The organism is Pseudosulfitobacter sp. DSM 107133, assembly GCF_022788695.1.
GTDB lineage: Bacteria > Pseudomonadota > Alphaproteobacteria > Rhodobacterales > Rhodobacteraceae > Pseudosulfitobacter.
The window spans coordinates 108,883-133,769 of sequence record NZ_CP085157.1 but is presented as its reverse complement, the minus strand read 5'-3'; the positions used below and the strand labels follow the sequence as shown (position 1 = coordinate 133,769).

Here is a 24,887-nt window from a genome sequence, read left to right as displayed (position 1 = left end):
ACTCAAGGGAGACCACGCCAATGAAGGTACTCGTGCCTGTCAAACGTGTGATCGACTACAACGTGAAGGTCCGCGTCAAGGCGGACGGAAGCGGTGTCGATCTCGCCAATGTCAAAATGTCCATGAACCCTTTCGACGAGATCGCGGTGGAAGAGGCGATCCGGTTGAAGGAAGCGGGAAAGGCTGATGAGGTCGTGGTGGTTTCCATCGGCGTCAAGCAAGCGCAGGAAACCCTGCGGACCGCGCTGGCCATGGGCGCCGACCGCGCCATTCTGGTCGTGGCTACGGACGATGTTCACAACGACATCGAACCGCTGGCCGTGGCCAAGATCCTGAAAGCCGTCATCGCCGAGGAAAACCCCGGTCTGGTGATCGCGGGTAAACAGGCCATCGACAACGACATGAACGCCACCGGCCAGATGCTATCTGCCCTGCTGGGCTGGAGCCAAGCCGCCTTCGCCTCGCATCTGGACATTCAGGGCGATCACGCGCTGGTCACCCGCGAAGTGGATGGCGGTCTGCAGACGATCAAGGTCAAACTGCCCACGATCGTGACCGCCGACCTGCGCCTGAACGAGCCGCGCTACGCGTCGCTGCCGAACATCATGAAGGCCAAGAAAAAGCCGCTCGATGAAAAGACCGCCGCCGATTACGGCGTCGATGTCACCCCGCGCCTGACCGTGGTCAAGACCTCGGAACCGGCGGCGCGCGCGGCGGGCATCAAGGTGGGCTCGGTTGACGAGCTTGTGGCGAAACTCAAGGAAGCGGGGGCTGTGTGATGGCTGTTCTTCTGATTGGTGAAGTAACCGATGGCACGCTGGCAGTGGATGCCACCGCCAAGGCCGTGACCGCGGCCAAGCAACTGGGCGATATGACCGTGCTCTGCACCGGCGCCTCGGCCAAGGCCGCAGCGGATGAGGCCGCCAAGATCGAAGGCGTCTCCAAGGTGCTGGTCGCCGAAGACGCGCTCTACGGGCACCGCCTGGCCGAACCCGTGGCCGCCCTGATCGTCAGCCTTGCGGGCAATTATTCGCACATCGTGGCCCCCTCTACCACGGATGCGAAGAACATTATGCCGCGCGTCGCCGCCCTGCTGGACGTGATGATCCTGTCCGACGTGGTGGGCGTAGTCGATGCGGACACGTTCGAACGTCCGATCTATGCCGGCAACGCGATCCAGACGGTGAAATCCACCGATGGCGTCAAGGTGATAACGATCCGCACCTCGACCTTCGATCTGGCCCCGATGGGCGGCTCTGCCTCGGTCGAGGCGATTGCCACGGGCGAAAACCCCGGCCTGTCCGAATGGGTCGAGGACAAGGTAGCCGCCTCGGACCGCCCCGAACTGACCAGCGCAGGCGTGGTCGTGTCGGGCGGGCGCGGTGTCGGCTCGGAAGCTGACTTCGCCCTGATCGAGAAACTGGCCGACAAGCTGGGTGCCGCCGTCGGCGCATCCCGTGCCGCCGTTGACTCGGGCTACGCCCCCAACGACTGGCAGGTCGGGCAAACCGGCAAGGTTGTAGCCCCCGATCTTTATGTCGCGGTGGGCATCTCTGGCGCGATCCAGCATCTGGCCGGTATGAAAGACAGCAAGATCATCGTCGCCATCAACAAGGACGAAGAAGCCCCGATCTTCCAGGTTGCCGACTACGGCCTTGTCGCGGATCTTTTCACCGCGGTGCCGGAATTGATCGAGAAACTCAGTTGATTCGGGGCGCACAGCGTTTGAAAGGTCCGCCTTGCGCGGAGCTTATCATGAACGGGAGCAACCAGTAGGGGAACCGGCTCTTGGGAGGATATTTGCTTAATCTGACGCATCGCTTGAACCTGTTCCTCCTCATTTTCAAGACAAGACACCTGATAGATTTCAACAGATCAAGTCGCCTTTGTAGGAAAAAAACATGTCTCTGATCAAGAACTCCCCAAACTGGGTTTCCGATGAACACAAGATGTTCGCGGAGAGTACCCGCAAACTTTTTGATGCCGAGATGGCGCCAAATGTCGACAAATGGGCGTCACAAGGCATCGTCGACCGAGAGTTCTGGAAGGTCGTCGGCGAGCAGGGCGTCATGGGCGGATCCATTGCGGAGGAGTATGGTGGATTCGGGGGCGGTATTGGGTTTGACGCGATCACTGTCTATGAACAAGGGCGCACCGGAGATACCGGCTGGGGTTACGGCATCCAGAGCATCGTAATTCACTATCTGAACACCTACGGCAGTGAAGAGCAAAAGAAAAAGTGGCTGCCGCGGTTGATTAGCGGCGAAAGCGTCGCCGCTATCGCCATGACAGAACCGGGCACCGGCTCGGACCTTCAGAGCGTTCAGACCTATGCAGAACGAGACGGCAATCACTACAAGATCAACGGGTCGAAGATTTTCATAACCAACGGTCATACCGCCGACATAGTCGTAGTGGTGGCCAAGACGGACAGAAGCGCAGGGGCCAAGGGTGTGTCGCTGATCGTTCTGGAGGCCAAGGACGCAGAAGGATTCCGGCGTGGGCGGAACCTAAAGAAGCTTGGCATGAAGGGCTCTGACACGGCCGAGCTGTTTTTTGAGGATGTGCGCGTCCCCACAGCCAACCTGCTAGGTACTGAGGAAGGGCAGGGGTTCTATCAGCTGATGAAGCAATTGCCCTGGGAGCGATTGATGATCGGAATCACCGCGCTTGGTTTCATCGACTTCGCGATCGATGAGACCGTAAAATACGTTCAGGATCGCAAGGCGTTCGGCAAGCGGATCATGGATTTCCAGAACACCCGGTTCAAACTGGCGGAATGCAAGACCAAAGCCGAACTGCTGCGTAGCTTCGTCAATGACGGCATTGCCCGAATAGAGGCTGGCGAGCTTGATGCCGCCACCGCGTCAATGGCGAAATGGTGGGGCAGTCAGACGCAGAACGAAGTCATGCATGAATGTCTGCAACTGCATGGCGGATACGGTTACATGATGGAATTCCCGATCGCGCGTCTTTACGCCGACAGCCGGGTGCAGATGATCTATGGCGGCACCAACGAAATCATGAAGGAACTGATCGCTCGTTCGCTGGATGTCTGATCGGTCCGGGTGGGGTTACTCTTCGGCCGGGCCCAAGATCTCTTCGCTGTGCTCGCCCAACCGAGGGGCTGGTCGGTGGTCGTGTCGCGCCGGGGTTGCCGAAAATCGAACCGGCGGGCGTGTTGTCCAGATGGCACCTTCCGTTGGATGAGCAATCTGCTGAAAGAAACCGGTGGCGGCAAGATGGGGGTCGCTGGGCAGATCTGACAGGTTTCGGACTGGCATGGCGGGAATATCGGCCTGCTCCATCAGGGCAAGCCATTCTTTTGTGGTCCGTGTCAGCGCGAGCTGCGCCACCATATCGTAAACCGCGCCTATGTTGCGGCTGCGGGTGTCCATGTCGGTCACCCACAAGTGGCCGAGCATGTCTTCCCGCCCGACTGCCTTGAAAAAGCGTGCCCATTGAACGTTGGTGTAGGGCAGAATAGTGATAAACCCGTCCGAAGTCTGAACCGGGCGGCGATGAGGGACAAGCATGCGGGCATAGCCGAAATCTTGCGGGTTGTCCTCGAATGTGGCACCATCCATATGTTCGGTCAGCAGGAACGACGTCAGCGTCTCAAACATCGGCACTTCGACATGCTGGGGCACGCCCGTGCGCTCACGATGGAACAAGGCGGCCATGACAGCATAGGCCGCAGTGACGCCGCCAAGCTTGTCGGCAAGGATCGTCGGGGCATAGGCCGGCGCAGCTTCGGGATCGCGCAATGATGCCAAGCTGGCCAACCCCGAGACCGATTGGACGATGTCGTCGAAGGCAGGTTTGGCCGCATAGGGCCCGTCCTGCCCAAAGCCGGTGGCGGATACCGTAATCAGTCTCGGATTCTCGCGGCGCAACGTTTCGGGGTCAAGGGACAATCTGGCAAGCGCCGCGGGCCGGATGCTGGAGATCATCACATCGGCATCGGCCAGCAGCTTGCGCAGCCGATCGCGATCATTTGGCGTCTTGAGGTCTAGAATGACGCTGCGTTTGTTGCGGTTTGCACCCAGAAAGGCGGCGCCCATCAGCTTGTTGCGGGACGGCTGGACCTGGCGCAAAAGATCTCCCTCGGGGCTTTCCACCTTGATCACATCGGCCCCCAGATCGCCCAGCATTTGCGTGGCCAAAGGCCCGAAAACCACAGAAGTAAGATCGACAATCTTCACGCCATCAAGGATCGCGGGTTTCTGCGCAGCGGTCATTTATGCGTGTATCCTGTTCTATGACGAGGGTCGAACTCGGCGCGGATGGCTTTGCCGTCCGCGTCAAAAGCAGGGCAAGGGCCAAGTGTCGTCTCTCCGGCGCTGCGCCGGATCGGGGGCGCAGGGACGTTGATTTCGCCAGAGGGCGTGCTGATGACGGACCGGTCGAGCTGGGGGTGGTCGGACAGGGAGGCCACGTCGTTGACTGCCGCGAATGCAATGCCCGCAGCATCGAGCCTCTTCAGCATCTCGACGCGGTCATGCGAGGCGAACACGGTCTTGATGAGCGCTTCGAGCGCGGGCTTGTTGTCAATTCGCGCCGTGTTGTCATGAAACCGGGGGTCGGCTGCCAGAGTTGCATCGCCCAGTATGTGTTCACAGAACCGTTGCCATTCGCCGCTGTGCTGCACGGTAATGACGACAAGCTGACCGTCCTTGCACTCATAGGCGCCGTAGGGGCAGATCACCGTGTGGTTCAGACCGACGCGGGGCGTCGGTTTGCCAAGATAGTCGTGATAGAGCAGCGGAACCGACATCCAGTCGGCCATCACGTCGAACATGGCCACCGAAACGCCGCTACCTTTGCCGGTGCGCTCACGCCCGATCAGCGCTTCGCAGATCCCGGCATGGGCTGTCATGCCCGTGGCGATGTCGCAGATCGACACGCCAACCCGCCCCGGCCCGTCCGGCGTGCCGGTCACCGATGCCAGGCCGCTTTCGCATTGCACCAGAAGGTCATAGGCCTTGGCGTTGCGCATCGGGCCGTCTTCGCCGTATCCGGTGATGTCGCAAGTCACGAGACGCGGGAACCTCTCTCGCAGACTCGCGGAATCCAGACCCAGCTTTGCCAGGGCGCCCGGCAAAAGATTTTGAATGAACACATCCGCGTTTTCCAGCATTTTCAGCAGGATATCGCGATCTTCTGCTGCTTTGATATCCAGTGCGACCGATTCCTTGCCCCGGTTTAGCCATGTAAAATAGGCGCCTTCGCCGTTGGCGGCAGTATCATAGGCGCGCGCGAAATCGCCCACGCCCTTGCGTTCGACCTTGATCACCCGCGCACCGGCATCGGCAAGCCGCGAAGAGCAAAAGGGCGCCGCCACCGCCTGTTCGAGCGCGATGACGAGCTTGCCGGAAAGGGGGGCTGAACTTGAATCTGACATGGCGTTCTCTCACGTGATCCTAGGAGCTTGACAGAATCTAACAGGTGTTAGAAACATTATCAATACGATTAACCAGGAATGGGCCATTTGAGGAGAATGCCGGTGCCGGACGCCACAGGACCAGACCAGATATTCCAACGCGCGCTGACAAACGGGGAGATCATGCTGCCCAGGTGCGATGATTGCGGAGCCTATCATTTCTTTCCAAGGGTCCTGTGTCCGCACTGCCATGGGACCGCGATCTCTTGGCATCCCGCCAGCGGCAAGGGCCGGGTCCACACCACCACTGTCGTGCGTCAGAAGCCCGAGCGCGGCGGCGACTATAACGTGTGCGTGGTGGAACTGGAGGAAGGCGTTCGGATGATGAGCCGGGTCGAGGGCATTGCCCCCGGTGACATTGTCATCGACATGGCCGTGACCGCCTTCGTGGGCGGGGCCGAGGGCCAACCGGCCGTGTTGTTCAAACCGGCGGAGGTATAGGCCATGACCACCAAACTTCGGGGAAAATCCGCCATTGTGGGAACCGGGCACGCGGGTTTCGGCGAGGCGCATGGGCTGACGGCCTATGATGTCATGGCGCAATCCGCGCTTGCGGCACTTGGCGATGCGGGGCTGAAGCTGTCCGATGTGGACGGTCTGTTCTGCACCATGATGGAAGACAGCATGCCTGCCCTTATGGCGGCCGAATATCTGGGCATTCAGCCCAGGTTCATCGACGGCACCATGACGGGCGGGTCGTCCTTCGTGAATTACCTGACCTCCGCCACAATGGCGCTGGAGGCTGGCCTGTGTGATGTGGCGCTGATTGTTTATGGCTCCAACCAGCGCACCGCGTCGGGCAGGCTGGTGACGGCCTCGCGCCCGCCCGCCTATGAGGCGCCCTATAATCCGCGATATCCGATTTCCGCCTATGCGATGGCGGCGGCACGGCACATGCATGAATTTGGCACCACCCGCGAACAGCTGGCCGATGTGGCCGTGGCCGCGCGGGCCTGGGCGCAGCACAACCCCGAGGCATTCGAGCGCGGCCCGCTCAGCCGCGCGGATGTTTTGGGCGCGCGTATGGTGGGCGATCCGTTGACTGTGCGCGATTGTTGTCTTGTCACCGATGGCGGCGGGGCGATCGTGATGGTTCGCGCCGACCGTGCCAGGGACTTCCCTAAGGCCCCGGTTTACGTTTTGGGCAGCGCGGCGGAAAGCTCGCACCGGCAAATATCGCAGATGAAGGATTTCACCGTGACCGCCGCCCGCGAGTCGGGCGCACGCGCCTTTGCCGCGGCGGGCGTGTCGCCTTCGGACATTCAGGCGGTCGAGCTTTACGATGCGTTCACCATCAATACGATCCTATTTCTGGAAGATCTCGGCTTTTGTGCCAAGGGCGAGGGCGGTGCCTTTGTCGAGGGCGGGCGCATCGCGCCGGGCGGGGTCTTGCCGGTGAATACCAATGGCGGGGGTTTGTCCTGTGTGCATCCCGGCATGTATGGCATTTTCACCGTGATCGAGGCGGCGCGGCAGATCCGTGGCGATGCGCCCGGCATTCAGTTGAGGGATGTCGACCTGGCGCTGGCCCATGGGAACGGCGGTGTGCTGTCCAGTCAGGTCACGGCAATCTTGGGTTCGCAAAACACCCTCTAAGAACAAACCAGGGAGGAAAGATCATGCCATTGGATTTCGACGCGCTATCGAACTGGGACTTCGAAGAGATCGAGCAGACACTGACCGAGCGGGATACGATCCTTTATGCGCTCGGCCTCGGGTTTGGCGAGGATCCGACCGACAGGAAAGAGTTGGCCTTTGTCTATGAAGCTGGGCTGAGGGCGGTTCCCTCAATGGCGGTCACGATGGGGTACCCGGGCTTCTGGCTGCGCGACCCCAAGACCGGCGTGAACTGGCAGAAGGTGCTGCATGGTGAACAATGGCTAGACATCTACAAGCCGCTGCCGGTGAACGGCAACATCATCGGCCGCAGCCGGATCGACTTTATTTCCGACAAGGGCGAGGGCAAAGGTGCCGTCATCTACCAGAGCCGCGACATCATCAATGCCGATAGCGGCGAAAAGCTGGCTCGCGTGGCGATGTCGGCCTTCTGCCGTGGCGATGGTGGGTTCGGTGGCGAAAACAGGCCCGGCCCGGCCCCGGCGGCCTTGCCCGACCGCGCGCCCGATCATGTCTGCGATATCGAAACACTGCCGCGCCAGGCGCTGGTTTACCGCCTTAGCGGTGACATGAACCCGCTTCATGCCGACCCGGATGTGGCGCGTTCGGTCGGGTTCGACCGCCCGATCCTGCACGGCCTTGCGACCTATGGTCTGGCGGCGCGGGCGATCCTCAAATCGCTGCTCGATTATGACGCCGCCCGGCTTGTCGGGCTGGACGTGCGGTTTTCCGCCCCGGTCTATCCCGGCGAGACCGTGCGGTTTGAGATCTGGGAAGAGGGTGGCGAGGCCCGGTTCCGCGCTTCGATCCCGGCCCGCGACGTGGTGGTTCTAAACAATGGGGCTGCGCGTTTCGCGTGAGGGAGGGAGGATGACACAGCCGCTCAAGGATATCTTGGTGCTGGATTTCAGCACCCTTCTTCCCGGCCCGATGGCCACGCTCATGTTATCCGAAGCCGGGGCCGAGGTTATCAAGTTCGAGCGCCCGGGCACGGGTGAAGACGCACGCCTGACCGCGCCAAAAATAGACGGGGAGAGCATTGGCTTCGCTGTTTTGAATCACGGCAAGCGGTCAGTGGCTATCGACCTCAAGTCAAAGGGCGCAATGAATGTTCTGCGCCCTTTGCTTGAAAAGGCCGATGTTCTGGTAGAGCAATTTCGCCCCGGAGTGATGGACCGGCTCGGTCTGGGATACGAGGCCGTGCGCGAGATCAATCCCGGTCTCATCTATTGTTCGATCACCGGCTATGGACAGACCGGCCCGAAGGCTTCGACTGCCGGGCACGATCTCAATTATGTGGGCGATTCGGGGATCCTGTCGCTGAGCCGGGGACCGGATCAGCAGCCAACCATGCCCTTCGGGTTGGTCGCTGATATCGGGGGCGGAACCTATCCGGCGGTGGTGAATATCCTGCTGGCCCTGATTGCGCGGCAGGCAAGCGGTCAGGGGACGCATCTTGATGTCGCCATGTCTGAGGGGGCGTTTGCCTTTGCCTACTGGGCCCATGCAGATGGCGTGATCGCCGGCAATGACATCGCAAGCGGCAGCAGCCGTCTGACCGGCGGCCTAGCGCGCTATCGTCTCTATACCGCGGCGGACGGCCGTCAGATCGCCGTCGGGGCGATCGAGGAAAAGTTCTGGCAGAGGTTCTGCGATGTCATCGGCCTGCCGCAGGAGCTTCGTGATGACTGGTCCGACCCCAATGCCAGTGTTGCGGAAGTGGCGCGCCGTCTGGGCGACCAGCCCTCGACCCATTGGGAGTCTTTGTTGGCCGCGGCGGACTGTTGCTGTTCCGTCGTGAAAACGCCAGCCGAAGCTGCGGCCGATCCGCATTTTATCGCACGCGGCGTATTCGCGCGGAAGCTGAACATTTCTGGTCGGGAGGTACCGGCGCTGCCGCTGCCAATTGCTCCGGAATTCCGTTGTGCGGCAACTTCGGCCGGCCGTGCTGCGGCTTTGGGGGAAGACAATACCCGCTTTGGCCAGGACTTGCGAAAAACAGAATAAATCTCGTTGACCCGCAGGTTTTCAGATTGTATTCTAACATTTGTTAGAAAAAAATGGACAGATCCAATGGCCCAACCCCATGACGACCTGCCGACAGAAGCTGCGCGCTTTGTCTTGCCCGCGCACTTTGTCGAGAGCGACAGCCTCGAAGTGCAGGGTTTCATCACATCGGCTTTGCGCGATCTTCCTGTGGACGCGACCAATCGAGATAAGGCGATCCGCCTGTTCGAAGCGGTTCGCGACGATATCCGTTACGACCCGTATTGTTTTGCGCTGGATGAAGATTCTTATCGTGCCAGCCGGATCGCCGGGGCGGAGGCAGCCTTCTGCGTCCCCAAGGCAATCCTACTTGCCGCCTGTCTGCGCGCCGTCGGTATCCCCGCCGCTTTGGGATTCGCGGACGTGCGCAACCACCTGAATACTCCCAAGCTGCAGGAGCTGATGGGGACCGATCTCTTTATCTATCACGGTTATGTTCAACTTTGGCTGGGTGGTGAATCCTATAAGGTCACACCCGCTTTCAACATAGAGCTGTGTGAAAGATTCGGGGTCAAGCCTCTGGTCTTTGACGGCTATCATGATGCTCTTTTCCACGAATTCGACGAGCAGGACCAGCGCCACATGGAATATGTGAACGACCGGGGTCTTTATGTCGATGCGCCGATGGCGGAATTCCTGACGGCCTTCAAGGAAACCTACCCGAAACTGGAAGAGTTCAACCGGGTGAGAATCTCCAAAGATTCGAGCGGGTATGATTCCGGTTTCGCAAAGGAGGGGGCCGCTTGAAATATCTTGACGATTTCGAGTCGGGCCAAGTCTTTCACTTTCGCAGCGCCCCGATGAGCGCACAGTCCATAAAGGCCTTTGCCCAGGAGTGGGACCCGCAACGGCTGCACACCGACGAAGACTATGCGACCGCGATACATGGCAGCCTGATCGCCTCGGGATTTCAGACCGTGCTTGAGGTGTTCAAACCTGTCGTGACGGAATTGATGGTCGAGGTGGCCAATATCGGCGGCATGGGCTTCGAGAATCTGCGCTGGCTGCTGCCTGTCCGCCCGGATGAACCCCTCGATATCGAAATGACTATCAACTCGGTCACGCCGTCCAAAAGCAAGCCCGATCGAGGTGTTTTGCACTATACGCTCAGCGTCAGGAACCCCAAGGGCGAGGTGGTTCTTTCAGCTGACGTCCCATTGATGATGAAGCGAAAACGAAATGACACAGGTTGATATGCAATCCAGCGAACAAGAAGAAGACCTTCGCCTGCTGCGCGAAAGCGCGCGCACGCTGTTTGACCGCGCGGGCGGAAGTGGACGGTCGCGAAAGCTCCGCGATGCCGGGGGCGAATTTGACCCGGATATGGTCCGGGAATTGGGCGAAGCCGGTGTTTTTGGCGTGGCCGTGCCCGAAGAACAGGGGGGGCTTGGCATGGGCCTGGCTGCCGGTGGCGTTATCGCCGAAGAGGTCGGCCGCGTGATCGCCCCGGAACCGGTCGTGGCGACGATTGGTCTTGGCCTAGGCCTTCTGCGCCGCCTTTGCCCGGAGCATCCGAAGCTGGAACAGCTTATCGGCGGCGAGGCATCGCTGGCGGTTGCCTGGCAGGAACGTGGTCCGGGCGGCGCTTCCGCTGATGCGACTTGCCGGTATGCGGACGGAAAGCTGACCGGCGGCAAGGCCTGGGTGGTTGGCGCGGGAGGAACGCAGGATTTCCTTGTTGTAGCCGAAGCAGATGGTGGCCCGGTTCTAGTTCTGGCCGAGGCCAGCGCGGATGGGCTTGTTACGACCAGGCGGGCGCAGGCCGATGGCAGTTCCTTGGGCGAGCTTTCCTTTTCAGGAACGCCGGCTGCGGAGCTGGCCTGCGGTGCCGCGGTTCAGGGAGCGCTGTCCGAGGCTGTGGCCGACGCAACGGCGCTTGCCGCAGCCGAGCTTGTCGGCCTGAGCCAGCGCGCCTTCGAGATTACGCTCGACTACATCAAGACGCGCGAGCAGTTCGACAAGCCGATCGGATCCTTCCAGGTCATCCAGCACCGCGCCGTCGACCTGAACGTGATGTGCGAGGTCGCGCAGGCCGCAGTGCGCGAAGTTCTGATGCGGATGGATGGCGAAACGGACGCAAGTATCCGCGCACGTCTGGCCAGCCGGGCCAAGGCACGGGCGGTCACGGCCGCCAGGAAAGTCACCCGCGACGCCATCCAGCTGCACGGCGCGGTCGGCTACACCGATGAATTCGATATCGGGCTTTATCTGAACCGGGCGCTGGTGCTGTCGGCCTGGCTGGGCGACGACGCCTATCACCGTCGGATCTGGTTTGACGCGCGCGAAGAAGAGGGGGCCGCACAATGACCGACTGGAACGCAATGAGCGATGCGGAATTCCGCAAAGAGGTGCGCGGGTTCCTCGAGGCCGAGTACCCCGAAGAGCTGCGCCATCTGCCGCACCGCCCCAAGTTCGCCGAGATTGAACATTGGCATCGCAAGCTGCACACCAAGGGATGGGTTGCGCCGGCCTGGCCCGCGGAATACGGCGGTATGGGGCTGAATGCCGCCAAGCTGCTGATCTTCTACGAAGAGCAGCAGCGCTGGGGTGTCAATCGTGGTCGAGACATGGGTGTGCAGATGGTCGGCCCCCTGATCATCAAGTTCGGCACTCAGAAACAAAAAAACTATTGGCTGCCGCGAATCCTCAGTTGCGAAGACATCTGGTGCCAGGGGTATTCGGAACCCGGTGCCGGGTCCGATCTGGCCAACCTGCGCACACGCGCAGAGATTGACGGCGACGACTTTGTCATAAACGGACAGAAGATCTGGACCACGATGGCGCATGACGCCACGCACATCTTCATGCTGGTCCGCACCGATCCGGACGCGCCCAAAAAACAACAGGGAATCAGCTTTGTCCTTGCGCCGATGGATCAACCCGGTGTCGAGGTGCGCACGATCACCACGCTTTCGGGGGAAACGGAATTTTGCGAGGTTTTCTTCGACAATGCCCGTACACCCCGCGAAAACCTCGTGGGCGAGTTGAACAAGGGCTGGACCATGGCCAAGGCGCTCCTGAGCTTCGAGCGCATCTTCATCGGCTCGCCCAGCCTGGCCCAGAACGCGTTGGGGCAGCTTGAGAGCTTCGCACGGGGCCGTGGCGCTTTTGACGATCCAGTGTTCCGCGACCGCTTTGCGCAAGCCGCGCTTGATGTCGAGGATCACGCGGCGCTTTACTCCCGTTTCGCCGACCAACTGAAGCGCGGCGAAACGCTGGGCGCCGATGTCTCGATGCTCAAGATCTGGGTGACCGAGTGCTTTCAGCGCATCACCGAGCTGATGATCGAGGCAGCCGGACCCGATGGCGGCACCGTCGGCCCGCTTCAGGTCGGCAATGTAAGCGTCGATGTCCTTGCGAGTTTCTACAAGGCCAGACCGACGACGATCTATGGAGGGTCGAACGAGATCCAGCGAAACATCCTGTCCAAGGCCGTTCTCGGATTGCCTGACTGAACCTAATACCCTGAGGAGGAAAAGAACCATGTCCGATCGTTACGCAAAATATCACAAGATGAAATTCGACTACCCGGCTGATCGCGTCCTGCGCATCACGTTCGACCGCCCTGAGACCTTCAATTCCGTAGATGCGGAAACCCACACTCAGATGACAGATATGTGGATCGATATCGATCGTGACCCCGACATCAATGCGGTCATAGTCACCGGCGCGGGCAAGGCATTCTCGGCCGGCGGCGATTTCAGCCTGATCGAAAACATGATCGGCAATTCGTACGAGATCATGAAGACGTGGAAAGAGGCCAAAGACCTCGTCTACAACATCATCAACTGTAACAAGCCGATTATTTCCGCCATCAACGGCCCTGCCGCCGGTGCCGGCCTTGTGGTGGCCATCCTAGCCGACATCTCGATCGCCGGTAAGAAGGCCAAGATCGTCGATGGTCACCCGCGTCTGGGCGTTGCCGCTGGCGATGTCGCGGCAATCATCTGGCCATTGCTGACCTCGATGGCCAAGGCGAAATACTATTTGATGACTTGTAAGCCGGTTTCGGGCGAAGAGGCCGAGCGCATCGGCCTAGTGTCAATGTGCGTCGAAGATGACGAGTTGCAGCAAATCGCTTTGGATACGGCCGTCGAGCTCGCCAACGGCTCGCAAAGCGCGATCCGCTGGACCAAATATTCGCTGAACAACTGGCTGCGCCAGGCTGGCCCGATCTTCGATGCCTCGACTGCGCTTGAAATGCTCGGGTTCATGGGCGAAGACGTCAAGGAAGGGGTACTGTCGCATCGCGAGAAGCGCGCGCCGAACTTCCGCAAGGACTGCCCGCTTTAAGCCACGACTGAACAGGGAGGCATGATCATGTCTGAAGACATCTATAAGGACATAGCTCAAGCCTATGCCGCCGCAGCCGAAAGGGCATCTGGGCTGAAATCACGATTTGCGGCTGCCGGATTCGATCCGGCGGCCGTCAGGTCCTTGGCAGATCTGTCACGGCTGCCGGTGATGAAGAAGGAAGAGCTTCTCAAGCTCCAGCGCGCCAATCCGCCCTTCGGCGGGTTTCTCGCTGCCGATCTAAAGGATGTCGGCCGGATCTACGTGTCGCCCGGCCCGATCTTCGAGCCGTCGCTTTCGGGCGGCGGTGGCCACGGCTTGGACCTTCTATTCAGATCGGCCAGCGTGGGTGCGGGCGACATCATTCTGAACACCTGGATGTATCACCTCGTGCCGGCGGGGCTTTTGTTCGACGAAGCGGCACAGGCCGCCGGGGCCACCGTAATTCCCAGCGGCGTCGGCAATACCGAGCTTCAGGCGCAGATCATCGTCGAAACCGGCGTCACTTCGATCTGCGCATCCACCGCGTTTTTCCTGACGCTGGCGGACAAGGTGATCGAAACCTATGGCCGCGACGCTTGGAAGGTGAAAACGGCCTTCCTCGGTGGTGAGATGGGCGACTGGATGGCCAAGCGCCGCCGGATCGAGGCAGACTATGGCGTGTCGACCTGGGCTGCCTATGCCACTGCGGATTTGGGCCTTGTCGGCTATGAGGATGGCGGCGACGGCTATGTGGTTCATCCCGACCGCGTGGTGCAAATCTGCGATCCGATCAGTGGAGAACAGGTCGCTCACGGGGAACCGGGTGAGGTTGTTGTGACCGCGCGCGATGCCACCTGGCCGATGATTCGGTTTGGCACCGGAGACAGCGCCTTTGCGCTGGGGAGCAACGCGGATGGCACCGTCAGCCGAATTTCTGCACTGCAGGGCCGAGTCGGCGCAGCGGTCAAAGTGCGCGAGATTTTCGTTTATCCGCGCGTGATCGAAGAAGTTGTCATCGGTACGCCGGGCGCAAAGGCCGCGCAGGCCGTGGTAACGCGCGAGAACGATCGCGACATGATCCGCATCTCGCTTGTGCTGGAAGACGGTGCCGATGCCTCGGCCGCAATCATCGCCGCTGCCGAGGCCTTCAAGTCGCATTCCAGGATCCGCGCCGACGCGGTGAGCGTGGTGCCGGAGTTGCCGGAGAATGCCGATCTGATCGTCAACGACAAGGACGGATGAGGCGCGGACCCGGACCGCGCTGATTTTCCGGGCAGATCGCAAGGCGGCCGACCAAATCCGGCTGATATGACTGTCTTGACCGAAACGGGTTTGCGCAAAGTTGCCGGCGCTCAGCTGCAGAGCGCGTCCTTCGCGGCACGGGATTCCCGGTCGATGTAGTCCGCCGTTGTCGTCACCGCGTGAACCGCTCCGATGCCCTGACCGCAGCCCCAAATGTCGCGCCATGCCTTCGGGCGGACGTCGCCGGTGGAGAGGTTTAGCTTGTTGCCTTCGCCGGTCAGGTTTTCCGGATCCAGGCCTACTGACCGGATCGAAGGTTTGAGGTAATTGGCATTCACCCCGGTGAAATGGCTGGTGTAGAGAATGTCCTCGGCCGCGCTGTCCACGATCATCTGCTTGTAGCTTTCGGCGGCGACAGCTTCGGTCGTGGCGATGAAGAGCGAACCGATATAGCCAAAATCCGCGCCCATGGCGGCTTCGGTTTCGCACAGGAGTACCACGTCGAGCGGTATTTCCGCGAAAGCGTGCTGAACTTCATCGCCCCAGTCAGCGAGGAACTGATCCTCTCTCACGTGGCCGAGAAAGCGCTGGGGATGCCCAAGTCCTACTGACCGGCAATCGCCGCACCAACGCCGCCGCGGCCTCGGTCGGCGCAATCGCATGTATGTGCGATCTGGCGGCCTCGGCCGAGCAAGTCGATGACGGTAGAGACGGACATCGGCGAAATGGGTTTCATCGACATGATCTAGTTCACCGCTACGGGAAAAAACCCAATTCAAGCACCCGCGCGATAACCAACGCGATCATCCGTACGGCCTCACCCCCTTTGCCATCGCCTCGCGGATGACCATTCTCGGTGTGCCGAATAACTTCGGGGTGCAGTGGCGGCAGGTCTTATGGGTGCGGGGGGGCACTGCTTGGGCACCATGCCGAATGCCGCCTCCTTCATCTGCGACGAAATAGGCGGCCCGACAGACGACGCGGCCACTGACGCCCGCGCATGAGGTGGTGAGTGCATATCGCGCCGCAGGACGCACCGTACCGGACATGCCCGTCCTCCGCGGGATCTCCGGCGAGAACGGGTTCGTCGGCCGACACTGGCGGTTCATGACGGTCGTCGAGTCCGCCACGCGTACGGAGTTCGCCCGTTTTTCCATGTTCCATAGCTCATCTCCTTTGTTGATAAGCGTTCACAGAAGAGCACTGGCCGTTCAGCTTGATGGCTTTAAGCTCCACGGCAGTAGGTGACCTGCCACAGAACTTTCATCCAGCCGCGATTTGAGCCCGGTTAGTGATACGCCGACTGGCGCTGCTGGAGCTACTGACAGATGCGCGGAACTTTAGAATGGTGCAGCGCAGCTTTCGGTTGCGATGCCCAAGTCCTCGGCGAACGCCTTGGGCGTCTGGTAGCCGAGGCCCGAATGCGGCTTCCTCGTTGTACAACTGAACACTAGAACACCCACGTTATCGATTGGCGCGAGGTTCTTCTATCGATGACGTCCATGGTCTGGCCGGTCGGTTTATCTCCATAAAGTGATCGACAAACCTGGTGTGGCGATGTTTCGATGCAATCTCACTGGCGGCCGGGCGGACCGGTCTCTGGAAGTCCAGTCTGGATGTTTGACCGGGTAGCATCTGCCGACTGTCGCGGTATCGATGATCAGGATGCCCTGACGGTGCTTGCAGAGTTGGTCCGCGATGCTGGCCGTAGCTTATTCGACAAATTCGCTTCCTCTTGGCCCCTCCGCTCGGGTCGAGGCAAGGTTTGGATCGACCTGCTTAACGCCATTGGGCCGGAACGATCACGCCGTGGCTGCACCGCGTGTGCCGTACCGGCCCGGGCGCATTTCAGAACGCGTTCAACCCGGTCAGGTTGCGCCCGATGACCAGCTTCTGGATTTCGGTGGTGCCGTCCGGGATCGGCATGACCTTGGCATTGCGGAAGTGCCGTTCGACGGGAAACTCTTTGGTGATACCATTGCCGCCGTGAATCTGCACGGCCTTGCCGGCGATTTCGACTGCCATTTCAGTCGCATACCATTTCGCCATCGAGGTCTGCGTGTCGCAGCGCACGCCCAGTTCCAGAAGTTGCAGCCCACGCTGGCACAACAGGCGCGCAGCATCCAGATGCGTGGCCATGTCGGCTAGGTAGCCCTGGATCAACTGGTGCCCGCCGATCGGCTTGCCGTGCTGCTCGCGCTCTTTCGAATAAGAGACTGCGCACTCCAGCGCCGCTTGTGCAATACCGACGCTTGTCAGCCCCACAAAGACCCGCGCGCTCTCAAAAAGCTTCAATGTCTGGAACAGGCCCCCGCCTGCATTTCCCAGAACATGTTCGGCGCTGGTTTCCGCACGGTCAAAGAACAATTCGCAGGTCGAGGCGCCGACAAGCCCCATCTTGCGCAGCTCGCGGCTTTCATAACCGCCCTTGTCGCGATCCACGATAACCATCGAAATGCCACCTTCCAAATTGCAGACAACGATGGCGAAATCCGATTGCGCACCGTTGGAAATCCACAGCTTCTGTCCGCTGACAAAAATCCTGTCGCCGTGGCGCTCCGCGCGGGTCTTGACCTCACGCACGTTCGAGCCGACGGAGGGTTCGGAAATGCAAGTGGCGCAAATGCGCTCACTGCGCAGGAGCGGTTTGAGATAAGCCTCTTTCTGCGCCGCGTCGCCCATCAGGTTGAGCGCGAATGCGGCATGACCCTGAATCAGAACGGCGATCGCCAGATCGGCCCAAACCCGCGCCAGTTCCTCGTAGAGGATACCATAGGTCAAGCGGTCGATCCCCGCGCCACCGTCCTCTTCGGGAAGCAAGCCGCTGATGAGCCCGAATTCCTCGACCTTGGTGAACAAGCCCTTGAGGGTTTCCGCATCCGGAGGATGGCCCAGATCTTCGTATTTTTCCACTAGCGGAGCGAATTCCGCATTGGCCATCTTGCGGAAGTTTTCCAGCAACATGCGCTGGTCGTCGGTATAAATCGCCTGTGCGGCAGCAATCACATTTTCCATTTTCTTTTCCTTGTTTCAGCGGCCCAGAATGGTGACGCAGGCGGCGGCTTCCTCGACGCCGTGCAAGCCGCCGCCATTTTCGGCGATGGCGTTCTGTGCGCCGTCAACCTGGCGTGCGCCAGCCTCGCCGCGTAGTTGCGTGACCAGTTCGAATATCTGGCCAATCCCGGTGGCACCCACCGGGTGGCCCTTGGATTCCAGCCCGCCCGAGGTGTTCACCGGGATGCGCCCGCCGATCGTTGTCTCGCCGCGGAGGCTGGCCGGGCCACCTTCGCCGAACGGGACAAAGCCCAGGTTCTCTATCTGGATGACCTCGCCCACGGCGGTTGCGTCGTGCACTTCGGCGAGGGACATGTCATCGGGGCCAAGCCCGGCTTGTTCATAGGCTTGCAGGGCGGTAAGGCGGGTCAGGTGGTTTTCGTGATCCTCGGGCGCGCGGTCGGTGCCCGAGCGCAGGACCGCTGCCTTGACCCTGATCGCGCGGGTCCGGTCGATGCCCAGCCGTTTGAGGCCCTCGCCCGTACAAAGCACCGCCGCCGCCGCTCCGTCGGAAATCGGGGCGCACATGGGAAGGGTCAGCGGGTAGGTGATGGGCGGCGCGGCGAGCACCTGATCAATGCTCATGCTGTCGCGATATTGCGCCAGCGGATTATGTACCGAGTGCCCGTGGTTCTTGGCGGACACGGCCGCGAAGTGTTCCTGTGTCGTGCCAAAGGTTTTCATGTGCAGCCGCGCGAAGCCGGCATAGACATCCATGAACACGCTATATGGCTTGGACGATTTCGAGCCTTCGGGTTCCTCCACCCCGGCACCCAGATCGGCCAGGCGCTGCGCGACCGCTTCGCCATTGCTCACGTCCCAGCCGCTGTCGAAGGCCGAGAACATCAGCGCGCGATCATCGGAATACATCTTTTCCGCACCCACGGCGAGGCAGCAATCGCCGTTGCCGGCCTTGAGAAAATCGACCGCCAGCTTGAAACCAGTCGCGCCGCTGGCGCAGGCGTTCTCGACATTCACCACTGGAACGCCCTGAATGCCGATCTCGCGCAGCGCTATCTCTCCGCGGATCATGTGTTGGCCCTCCATGTGGCCCTGCACGGCGTTCGAGAAAAACGCGCCTTCGATGCGCTTTGCCGAGAGTCCGGCATCGGCAAGAGCGCCGGTGACGGCCTCGCGGGTCATGTCCTTGATGGACTTGTCCCGAAACTTTCCGAACGGCGTCATGCCGACGCCGATGACATATATGTCCTGCATCATTCGTCCTCCTGTATCAGTATCCGCGAAACCGAGGCTTGCGCTTCTCATTGAACGCCGCCAGCCCTTCGTGCATGTCCCAGGATCGCATATGAGCGCGCAGATTTAGCATCTCTTCGGCGAGCGCGGCAGGCTCGTCTACGTTCAGCGACCGGTTGGCGACCGACTTCATGCGGCGCAGCACGGCCGGGCTCTTGTCGGACAGCTTGTCGGCAAAGGCCTGCACCGTCTCGCGAAGCTGGGCGTCCGCAACCACCTTGTTGACCAATCCCCACTCCATCATCTCCCGCGCCGAGACATTTTCGCCCGAGAAGAGCAGGTACTTCGCGCGGTTCAGTCCGACCCGGCGCGGCAGGATCGCCGCGCCGCCCGCACCGGGAAAGACACCGAAATTGGAATGGGCATCGCCCATCTGCGCGCTTTCGGCGGCAAAGACCAGATCGCAGGACATCACCATTTCCAGCCCGCCCGCCATGGCCAGCCCGTTGACGGCGGCGATCACAGGCTTGGGGCCATGGCGTATCAGCCCGAACGTGTGCTCGACCAGGTCGAGCAGGTCGGGCTCTCCGGGTTCGTGACTTGCGCTGGCCACTTCCTTGAGATCGGCCCCCGCGCAGAACGCGCGGCCCGAGCCGGTCAGGACAATGGCGCGAACGGCGTCGTCGGCAATCGCGGCTTCAAGCGCATTTGTCATATCGCGCAGCATCTGCATCGACATGGCGTTCAACTGCTCGGTGCGCTGGAAGGCAATCCATTCGGTTCTGGCCACACGTTCGACGGTAAGGGTGCTGGGTGTTTCAGTCATTGTAACCCTCGGAATAAAAACAACATTTGCTGAGTTGGGCTTGCCTTTTAGCGCGGATTGCGTTGCACTGAGCTGGATACGCGCGCGGAAGAAACAAGACCTGGAGCCTGATATGAGCACTGCACCACTGGCCGGATTGAAAATCCTCAGCCTCGCGGAACAATTCCCCGGACCCTACGCGACGATGCTTCTGTCGGATATGGGTGCCGAGGTGATCATGGTCGAACGGCCCGGCGTCGGCGATCCCGCGCGGCAGTTTCCGCCGCTTTTTCGGGCGCTCAACCGGGGCAAGCGCAGCGTGGCGCTCGATCTGAAATCCGCGGAGGGGATCGCGCGGTTTCGTGAGATGGTCAGCAAATCCGATGTCATCGTCGAAGGCTTTCGCCCCGGCAAGCTGGCAGCACTTGGCGCCGGGTTCGAGGACATGCGCAAGATCAATCCGCGGCTGGTCTATGTGTCGATCTCGGGATACGGGCAAGACGGCCCCTATCGCGACAGGGCGGGGCATGACCTCAGCTATGAAGGCGTCGGTGGTCTTCTGGCCGATCAGGCCGAGGCCGGGCAACCGGGGCCGGTGCCGAGCCTGCCGCTTGCGGATATCGGCGCCGCGCTGTTTGCGGCGATCGCGATCCTCTCGGCTGTGGTATCCAGCCAGCGGACGGGGCAGGGCCGTTACGTCGATGTCTCGATGTCGGATGCGGTGGTCTCGATGCTCACGGCCTTCCTTGTGCCCGCGGCCAATGGCACGCCGCTGGGCGAGTTCATCTCTGAGCCGGGCTATGGCGTGTTCACCTGCAAGGACGGCAAACTGCTGACGCTGTCCATCGCGCATGAGGACTGGTTCTGGCATCCGTTCTGCGAGGCGATCGACAAACCGGACCTCGCCGGGATGAAAAGCCGCGACCGTGTCACGCGCAAGGACGAGTTGCGGGAGGAGATTGCGGCGGTTCTTGTCGGCAAGACGCGCGCGGACTGGGGCGGTCTCTTTGACAAGGCCGGCGTACCCTGGGGCCCTGTCAATTCGCTGGCCGAGGCCATGAACGATCCGCATGTGCGCGCCCGCCGGTTGCTGCGCACCATCGCGCACGATGGCGGCAAGACAGAGACTTTTCTGGTCCAACCCCTGAAATTCGACGGTTTCGAAACCGAGATTTCGGGGCTGCCGCCGGAGATCGGCGCCGATAATAAACGCTTGTTCGAGGGCGGCCCCAATTGATTGCGACTGCCCATATTCGGCTCTAGCAAGCAAATGAATAACCGCCATTCACCGGATAGGTCTGGCCGGTGATCCAGCTTGCTGCATCCGAGCAAAGAAACAGGATCATGCCTGCCGCGTCTTCCGGCTCACCCAGCCGCCGGACTACATATTGCGAAAGCGCCCGCTTTTCGGTCTCCGCATCCGGGATCAGATCGGCGACCGCCGGGGTTCTGGTGCCGCCTAGGGCGACGCAGTTTGCGGTAACTCCGAACCGGCCACCGGCCTTTGCAATGGCGCGCATGAAGCCCGCCGCCCCGGCCTTGGCACCGGAATAGACCGCCAGGTGCGGCTCGCCCACCCGGCCTGCGTCGGAAATGACCGTCACGATGCGTCCGTAGCCACCCTTGACCATCATCGGCATGGCGTGGCGGGTGCAGTTCAGCACGCCATCGAAATTGGTGGCCATCCAGCGCCGCCATTCGGCGGGGTTTGATTCCCAGAACGGTACAAGATCGTCGAGCCGTGACGTCGGCCCGGCATTACCAGCATTATTGACCAGAATTTCCACGCTACCAAAGACGCGCTGCGCCTCGGAAAAGGCCGCGCCCACAGCATCGAAATCCGACACGTCAAAGGCCATCGGTAGCGCCTTTGCACCAGCCGCTTCCACTTCCGCCGCGACGCTTTCGGCCCGCGCGGCGTGGAAATCGTTGACCACAACGGCACCCGCGCCATGTTCGGCGAGATAAAGCGCGACCTGACGACCCACGCCTTGTCCGGCCCCGGTTACAAGTGCGGTATGACCCTTGATGTCCAGCAATTCAGTCATTGTATTTCCCCTCCTATCCGAGCCATCTCTTGCGGCGCCGATAATGCTTGATTTCGCGATAGCTCTTGCGTTCACCGGAGGCGGTGACACCAAGATAGAATTCTCTGATGTCTTCGTTGCCGGCGAGCTTGTGGGCGGGGCCATCCAAGACGATGCGCCCGTTTTCCATCACATAGGCGTAATCGGCGATCGACAGGGCGGCGGCGCTGTTTTGTTCAACAAGAAAGAAGGTCGTGCCTTCGCGCTTGAGCTGTTTGAGAACTTCGTAGACGTCACGGACCATCATCGGCGCCAGACCCAGCGACGGCTCGTCGATGGCGATGATCTTGGGCCTCGCCATCATGGCCCGGCCGATCAAAAGCAGTTGCTGCTCACCGCCGGACATGAACCCCGAGGTGCGGTTGCGCAGGTCCGCAAGACGCGGCATCAGACTGTAGACATGAGCCAGACGGTTTTTCAGTTCGGTGGAATTGGTCACCATATGCCCGCCGACAATCAGGTTCTGTTCCGATGTCAGGTGACGCAGCACGCGTCGGCCCTCCATCACATGGATAAGGCCATTCTTTACCACATTCGACGCTTCCATGTTCTGAATCGGCGTGCCGTTCAGGACGATCGAACCGGCGGACACGGTTCCGTCTTCGGATTTCAGAGTTCCGGAAATCGCCTTGAGCGTCGTGCTTTTCCCTGCCCCGTTTCCACCGAGAAGCGCAACACACTGACCCTCGCGCACGGTCATTGAGATCCCTTTGAGCGCCAGAATGACGTCGGAATAGGTCACTTCCACGTTATTGAGTTCGAGCATAACTTCGGGTCCGGATCCAGAGAAAGGGTCGGGCACCACGATCGCGGTGCCCGGGTTTTGTTCACCACTTGCTCAAATCGGGAACATCGACGCCGGTCGCCGCGATGGTGATCTTCCCGTCCTTAACCGTGCCCACGTTCACCTTGAGTCCTTTCAGAGGAAAGGGGGCTTCTGGGGTGAAAGTGAGACTCGGAAGGAAGCCATGGGTTTCCTCCGAGGTGATCGGCTTGGCAAAGAGCGCCTCGCGCACCAGCTCGCCCGTCAGACCTTCGGCACCGTTCTCCTCGATCGCGTGCTCGATCACGGCCACGGTATAGAGGGCCTGGGAAATCCCCATGGCCGTCACGACATTCCAGGGCGCCTTGAGCCCGTAATCCGAAACTAGGGTCTGGTAAAACTGCCGCGCTTCTGTGTCCTCATCGGCCGCGATCACCATGCCGTAGGCCTCAAAGTCGCCTTCAAGCTGCGCCAGCCCGCCAAGCGCTTTGCCCGAGGCAGGCAGCCCGTTATGCGAGCTCATCATGATCGGGATGTCGGCCCCGTTGGCCTGCAACCCGCGTTTCGCGGCGACCACGATCGAGGTGTTGGTCTGGATGATCACCGCTTCGGCCCCCGACCGCGCGACGCGACGCATTTGCGCGGTCAGGTCGGTCGGCTGCACGTCGGTATAGATGACCTCAACCAAATCGGCGGCCTCGGGATGCTCTTCGGCATAGACTTCGAGCCCCTTTCCCATATCGACATAGGCAGGGGATGCCTCGGAGGACAGGACCGCGAATTTTATGGGTTCGTCGCCGCCACGCTGTTCGCGCATCCAAGCCAGAAAGCCTGCGGCTTCATGCGAATAGGTCGGGCGCGGATTAAATATCCAGGAATCGGGCTGCCAGGCAAAGCCATAGGCGGCCGTGGCCATGAACATCGGGATCTTGTCTTCGGGTAAGCGTTCGGACAGGGCCGCCACGTCCGGCCCGCCAAGGCCGACCACGGCGATCGGCGCCAGCTCCGACTTGATTCCGGGCCACAGGCTGGCGACCTGTGCGGCATCATATCGGGTCTCGTAGTTCTTGTAGTTCAGCTTGACGCCGAGTTCCTTGCCGCTGGTCGCGTTCCACCAGTCGAAAACGACCTCCCGGCTTGAGGCCAAGATCGGCATGATGTCGGCATAGGGGCCAGAAAAGTCCGACAGAAGCGCAAGGTTATATGTGGTCTCCGCCTGTGCCTTCATTGGTAGCGCCGTGGCGAGCGCCAGCGTTCCGGCGGCCAGCAGCCCCCCAAGGCCCGATTTGCTGAGGTATGTCATTTTCATTCTCCTCCCAGGTTATAGACCGCCCCGAAATCAATAGGGGAACGGCCAGATACGATAAGACGATTTCAGGATATTCCAGCGGTGCATCACCCCCTTGGGTTCAAGGATCATGAACAAGGCAATCACGCCACCAAGAATGACGTTCATGCCCGCGAACACGATATCGCCTCCCAGAAACGAGACGGAATCGGCGATATTCGGGCCGACTGTGGCAATAACTTCCTGGATGGTGCGAATGACGAAGACACCGACCAGCGCCCCGACGATCGACCCCATTCCACCGACGATGATCATCGCCACGAAAAAGATGGAATGGAACAGGGTGAATTGATCGACCCCGACAAAGCGGATCATGTAGGCCCAGAGTGCCCCGCCGACGCCAGCATAGAAGGCGCCGATCAGAAAGGCATTCGCCTTGGTAGCCGCTACATTGATCCCCATGATGCCTGCGGCCACGTCATCGTCCCTGACCGCGATGAAGGCGCGACCGAAGCGCGACCGGATGATCCCGAACGCGCCTGCGATCATGATCGCGGCAACCGCAAGGTTCATGTAGAATTGCTGGGTCTCGGTGACGAAGCGCAGCCCGAATATCTCTGCTGCCGGCACGGTGACTCCATTTGAGCCACCTAGCCAGGAGGATGGCAGGTTCAGGACTGCAAAATGAAAGATGAACTGTGCCGCGAGAGTCGTCAGCGCCAGATAGAACCCCTTGATCCGAGTCGCCGTCAAACCGAAGAGAAAGCCGAACAGCGCAGCCGCGAACCCGGCCAACGGTATGGTCAACAGGAACGTGAGACCGGTCTTGGAGGCCAGTATCGAAGCGGTATAGGCGCCCACCCCCATGAATGCGGCCTGGCCCAGATTGATCTGGCCCGCATAGCCGGTGCAAATCTGGAGTCCGACGGCGATCACGGCGCTGATCAGCATCATGTTCAGCACGGCGATGATACGCCCGCTCACAAGATAGGGCATCGCCAGCATAACCACGAGGAACAGCGCCAGGCAAACCGCCTGCCAGCGCGTGCGCACGAGACGTCTGTCGGCGCGAT

General features: G+C 60.7%; 23 protein-coding genes and 2 pseudogenes. 15 read left to right on the top strand and 10 right to left on the bottom strand.

Annotation, left to right across the window (positions count from 1 at the left end; translation table 11 throughout):
• The first annotated feature begins 20 nt into the window (after positions 1-20).
• From DSM107133_RS21800 to DSM107133_RS21790, 3 genes are all read left to right on the top strand, one after another.
• Positions 21-779, top strand: coding sequence for an electron transfer flavoprotein subunit beta/FixA family protein (locus DSM107133_RS21800; protein ID WP_047998069.1), 759 nt, complete (start codon positions 21-23; stop codon positions 777-779).
• Positions 779-1,708: an FAD-binding protein gene (locus tag DSM107133_RS21795; RefSeq protein ID WP_047998068.1), complete on the top strand. Its 930-nt coding sequence runs from the start codon at positions 779-781 to the stop codon at positions 1,706-1,708. The genes DSM107133_RS21800 and DSM107133_RS21795 overlap by 1 nt, the downstream gene beginning before the upstream one ends.
• Positions 1,709-1,901: 193 nt before the next feature.
• On the top strand, positions 1,902-3,059 hold the full coding sequence (locus DSM107133_RS21790) for an acyl-CoA dehydrogenase family protein (protein ID WP_114294360.1): 1,158 nt from the start codon (positions 1,902-1,904) through the stop codon (positions 3,057-3,059).
• 15 nt (positions 3,060-3,074) lie between these two features.
• Here DSM107133_RS21790 and DSM107133_RS21785 read toward each other — a convergent pair whose 3' ends face one another.
• Together DSM107133_RS21785 and DSM107133_RS21780 are read right to left on the bottom strand one after the other, a co-directional pair.
• On the bottom strand, positions 3,075-4,241 hold the full coding sequence (locus DSM107133_RS21785) for a CoA transferase (protein WP_047998066.1): 1,167 nt from the start codon (positions 4,239-4,241) through the stop codon (positions 3,075-3,077).
• Positions 4,238-5,404 (bottom strand): CaiB/BaiF CoA-transferase family protein, encoded by a 1,167-nt coding sequence (locus tag DSM107133_RS21780; protein WP_047998065.1) that lies wholly within the window; start codon positions 5,402-5,404, stop codon positions 4,238-4,240. Before DSM107133_RS21780 ends, DSM107133_RS21785 begins: the two co-directional genes overlap by 4 nt.
• 96 nt (positions 5,405-5,500) lie before the next feature.
• Here DSM107133_RS21780 and DSM107133_RS21775 point away from each other — a divergent pair, with 96 nt between their 5' ends.
• The 10 genes from DSM107133_RS21775 (at position 5,501) to DSM107133_RS21730 (ending at position 14,623) form a co-directional block, all read left to right on the top strand.
• Positions 5,501-5,884, top strand: coding sequence for an OB-fold domain-containing protein (locus DSM107133_RS21775; RefSeq protein WP_047998064.1), 384 nt, complete (start codon positions 5,501-5,503; stop codon positions 5,882-5,884).
• Positions 5,885-5,887: 3 nt separating this feature from the next.
• On the top strand, positions 5,888-7,039 hold the full coding sequence (locus tag DSM107133_RS21770) for a thiolase (RefSeq protein ID WP_047998063.1): 1,152 nt from the start codon (positions 5,888-5,890) through the stop codon (positions 7,037-7,039).
• 23 nt (positions 7,040-7,062) lie between these two features.
• Positions 7,063-7,920, top strand: a complete 858-nt coding sequence (locus DSM107133_RS21765; RefSeq protein ID WP_197089319.1) for a MaoC/PaaZ C-terminal domain-containing protein — start codon at positions 7,063-7,065, stop codon at positions 7,918-7,920.
• Between the two features lie 10 nt (positions 7,921-7,930).
• Complete coding sequence (locus tag DSM107133_RS21760; RefSeq protein ID WP_047998062.1) at positions 7,931-9,067, top strand: CaiB/BaiF CoA-transferase family protein; 1,137 nt, start codon at positions 7,931-7,933, stop codon at positions 9,065-9,067.
• Between the two features lie 66 nt (positions 9,068-9,133).
• Positions 9,134-9,853, top strand: coding sequence for a transglutaminase family protein (locus DSM107133_RS21755; protein ID WP_047998061.1), 720 nt, complete (start codon positions 9,134-9,136; stop codon positions 9,851-9,853).
• Positions 9,850-10,299 carry a MaoC/PaaZ C-terminal domain-containing protein gene (locus tag DSM107133_RS21750; RefSeq protein ID WP_047998060.1) on the top strand — a complete coding sequence of 150 codons (450 nt, stop codon included), beginning with the start codon at positions 9,850-9,852 and terminating at the stop codon, positions 10,297-10,299. Before DSM107133_RS21755 ends, DSM107133_RS21750 begins: the two co-directional genes overlap by 4 nt.
• On the top strand, positions 10,286-11,413 hold the full coding sequence (locus tag DSM107133_RS21745) for an acyl-CoA dehydrogenase family protein (RefSeq protein WP_047998059.1): 1,128 nt from the start codon (positions 10,286-10,288) through the stop codon (positions 11,411-11,413). Before DSM107133_RS21750 ends, DSM107133_RS21745 begins: the two co-directional genes overlap by 14 nt.
• Positions 11,410-12,561 (top strand): acyl-CoA dehydrogenase family protein, encoded by a 1,152-nt coding sequence (locus DSM107133_RS21740; protein WP_047998058.1) that lies wholly within the window; start codon positions 11,410-11,412, stop codon positions 12,559-12,561. Before DSM107133_RS21745 ends, DSM107133_RS21740 begins: the two co-directional genes overlap by 4 nt.
• A 28-nt stretch (positions 12,562-12,589) precedes the next feature.
• Positions 12,590-13,399, top strand: a complete 810-nt coding sequence (locus DSM107133_RS21735) for an enoyl-CoA hydratase/isomerase family protein (RefSeq protein ID WP_047998057.1) — start codon at positions 12,590-12,592, stop codon at positions 13,397-13,399.
• A 27-nt stretch (positions 13,400-13,426) separates the two neighbouring features.
• Positions 13,427-14,623, top strand: coding sequence for a phenylacetate--CoA ligase family protein (locus DSM107133_RS21730; RefSeq protein WP_231582207.1), 1,197 nt, complete (start codon positions 13,427-13,429; stop codon positions 14,621-14,623).
• 110 nt (positions 14,624-14,733) lie between these two features.
• Here DSM107133_RS21730 and DSM107133_RS21725 read toward each other — a convergent pair.
• Positions 14,734-15,096: pseudogene (locus DSM107133_RS21725) on the bottom strand (nitronate monooxygenase); the annotation flags it as partial.
• Between DSM107133_RS21725 and DSM107133_RS21720 the strand changes: the two are divergent.
• Positions 15,091-15,234 (top strand): annotated as a pseudogene (locus DSM107133_RS21720) (acyl-CoA dehydrogenase); the annotation flags it as partial. The pseudogenes DSM107133_RS21725 and DSM107133_RS21720 overlap by 6 nt on opposite strands.
• 1,237 nt (positions 15,235-16,471) lie before the next feature.
• Here the strand turns inward: DSM107133_RS21720 and DSM107133_RS21715 are convergent.
• From DSM107133_RS21715 to DSM107133_RS21705, 3 genes are read right to left on the bottom strand one after another with little or no spacing between them, the layout of a single operon-like run.
• Positions 16,472-17,638: an acyl-CoA dehydrogenase family protein gene (locus DSM107133_RS21715; RefSeq protein WP_114294362.1), complete on the bottom strand. Its 1,167-nt coding sequence runs from the start codon at positions 17,636-17,638 to the stop codon at positions 16,472-16,474.
• Positions 17,639-17,653: 15 nt separating this feature from the next.
• Positions 17,654-18,892 (bottom strand): thiolase family protein, encoded by a 1,239-nt coding sequence (locus DSM107133_RS21710; protein WP_047998143.1) that lies wholly within the window; start codon positions 18,890-18,892, stop codon positions 17,654-17,656.
• Between the two features lie 16 nt (positions 18,893-18,908).
• On the bottom strand, positions 18,909-19,697 hold the full coding sequence (locus DSM107133_RS21705; protein ID WP_053079188.1) for an enoyl-CoA hydratase/isomerase family protein: 789 nt from the start codon (positions 19,695-19,697) through the stop codon (positions 18,909-18,911).
• Between the two features lie 112 nt (positions 19,698-19,809).
• Between DSM107133_RS21705 and DSM107133_RS21700 the strand changes: the two genes are divergently transcribed.
• Positions 19,810-20,913 carry a CaiB/BaiF CoA-transferase family protein gene (locus DSM107133_RS21700; RefSeq protein ID WP_240310593.1) on the top strand — a complete coding sequence of 368 codons (1,104 nt, stop codon included), beginning with the start codon at positions 19,810-19,812 and terminating at the stop codon, positions 20,911-20,913.
• A 22-nt stretch (positions 20,914-20,935) separates the two neighbouring features.
• Here the strand turns inward: DSM107133_RS21700 and DSM107133_RS21695 are convergent, their stop codons facing one another.
• The 4 genes from DSM107133_RS21695 to DSM107133_RS21680 all read right to left on the bottom strand — a co-directional run bounded on the left by DSM107133_RS21695 (position 20,936) and on the right by DSM107133_RS21680 (position 24,867).
• A complete protein-coding gene (locus tag DSM107133_RS21695) occupies positions 20,936-21,724 on the bottom strand; it encodes an SDR family NAD(P)-dependent oxidoreductase (protein ID WP_047998052.1) in 789 nt (262 codons plus the stop codon).
• 13 nt (positions 21,725-21,737) lie between these two features.
• Positions 21,738-22,529, bottom strand: a complete 792-nt coding sequence (locus DSM107133_RS21690; protein WP_047998051.1) for an ABC transporter ATP-binding protein — start codon at positions 22,527-22,529, stop codon at positions 21,738-21,740.
• A 61-nt stretch (positions 22,530-22,590) separates the two neighbouring features.
• Positions 22,591-23,829 carry an ABC transporter substrate-binding protein gene (locus tag DSM107133_RS21685; protein WP_114294390.1) on the bottom strand — a complete coding sequence of 413 codons (1,239 nt, stop codon included), beginning with the start codon at positions 23,827-23,829 and terminating at the stop codon, positions 22,591-22,593.
• Between the two features lie 36 nt (positions 23,830-23,865).
• On the bottom strand, positions 23,866-24,867 hold the full coding sequence (locus DSM107133_RS21680) for a branched-chain amino acid ABC transporter permease (protein WP_240310594.1): 1,002 nt from the start codon (positions 24,865-24,867) through the stop codon (positions 23,866-23,868).
• Positions 24,868-24,887 lie beyond the last annotated feature (20 nt).

Coding starts and splice junctions, on each gene's coding strand:
- DSM107133_RS21765 (WP_197089319.1), top strand. CDS start 7,063: ATGCCATTGGATTTCGACGCGCTATCGAACTGGGACTTCGAAGAGATC.
- DSM107133_RS21770 (WP_047998063.1), top strand. CDS start 5,888: ATGACCACCAAACTTCGGGGAAAATCCGCCATTGTGGGAACCGGGCAC.
- DSM107133_RS21785 (WP_047998066.1), bottom strand. CDS start 4,241: ATGACCGCTGCGCAGAAACCCGCGATCCTTGATGGCGTGAAGATTGTC.
- DSM107133_RS21755 (WP_047998061.1), top strand. CDS start 9,134: ATGGCCCAACCCCATGACGACCTGCCGACAGAAGCTGCGCGCTTTGTC.
- DSM107133_RS21745 (WP_047998059.1), top strand. CDS start 10,286: ATGACACAGGTTGATATGCAATCCAGCGAACAAGAAGAAGACCTTCGC.
- DSM107133_RS21795 (WP_047998068.1), top strand. CDS start 779: ATGGCTGTTCTTCTGATTGGTGAAGTAACCGATGGCACGCTGGCAGTG.
- DSM107133_RS21775 (WP_047998064.1), top strand. CDS start 5,501: ATGCCGGTGCCGGACGCCACAGGACCAGACCAGATATTCCAACGCGCG.
- DSM107133_RS21705 (WP_053079188.1), bottom strand. CDS start 19,697: ATGACTGAAACACCCAGCACCCTTACCGTCGAACGTGTGGCCAGAACC.
- DSM107133_RS21695 (WP_047998052.1), bottom strand. CDS start 21,724: ATGACTGAATTGCTGGACATCAAGGGTCATACCGCACTTGTAACCGGG.
- DSM107133_RS21735 (WP_047998057.1), top strand. CDS start 12,590: ATGTCCGATCGTTACGCAAAATATCACAAGATGAAATTCGACTACCCG.
- DSM107133_RS21700 (WP_240310593.1), top strand. CDS start 19,810: ATGAGCACTGCACCACTGGCCGGATTGAAAATCCTCAGCCTCGCGGAA.
- DSM107133_RS21685 (WP_114294390.1), bottom strand. CDS start 23,829: ATGACATACCTCAGCAAATCGGGCCTTGGGGGGCTGCTGGCCGCCGGA.
- DSM107133_RS21690 (WP_047998051.1), bottom strand. CDS start 22,529: ATGCTCGAACTCAATAACGTGGAAGTGACCTATTCCGACGTCATTCTG.
- DSM107133_RS21740 (WP_047998058.1), top strand. CDS start 11,410: ATGACCGACTGGAACGCAATGAGCGATGCGGAATTCCGCAAAGAGGTG.
- DSM107133_RS21715 (WP_114294362.1), bottom strand. CDS start 17,638: ATGGAAAATGTGATTGCTGCCGCACAGGCGATTTATACCGACGACCAG.
- DSM107133_RS21790 (WP_114294360.1), top strand. CDS start 1,902: ATGTCTCTGATCAAGAACTCCCCAAACTGGGTTTCCGATGAACACAAG.
- DSM107133_RS21800 (WP_047998069.1), top strand. CDS start 21: ATGAAGGTACTCGTGCCTGTCAAACGTGTGATCGACTACAACGTGAAG.
- DSM107133_RS21710 (WP_047998143.1), bottom strand. CDS start 18,892: ATGCAGGACATATATGTCATCGGCGTCGGCATGACGCCGTTCGGAAAG.
- DSM107133_RS21730 (WP_231582207.1), top strand. CDS start 13,427: ATGTCTGAAGACATCTATAAGGACATAGCTCAAGCCTATGCCGCCGCA.
- DSM107133_RS21780 (WP_047998065.1), bottom strand. CDS start 5,404: ATGTCAGATTCAAGTTCAGCCCCCCTTTCCGGCAAGCTCGTCATCGCG.
- DSM107133_RS21760 (WP_047998062.1), top strand. CDS start 7,931: ATGACACAGCCGCTCAAGGATATCTTGGTGCTGGATTTCAGCACCCTT.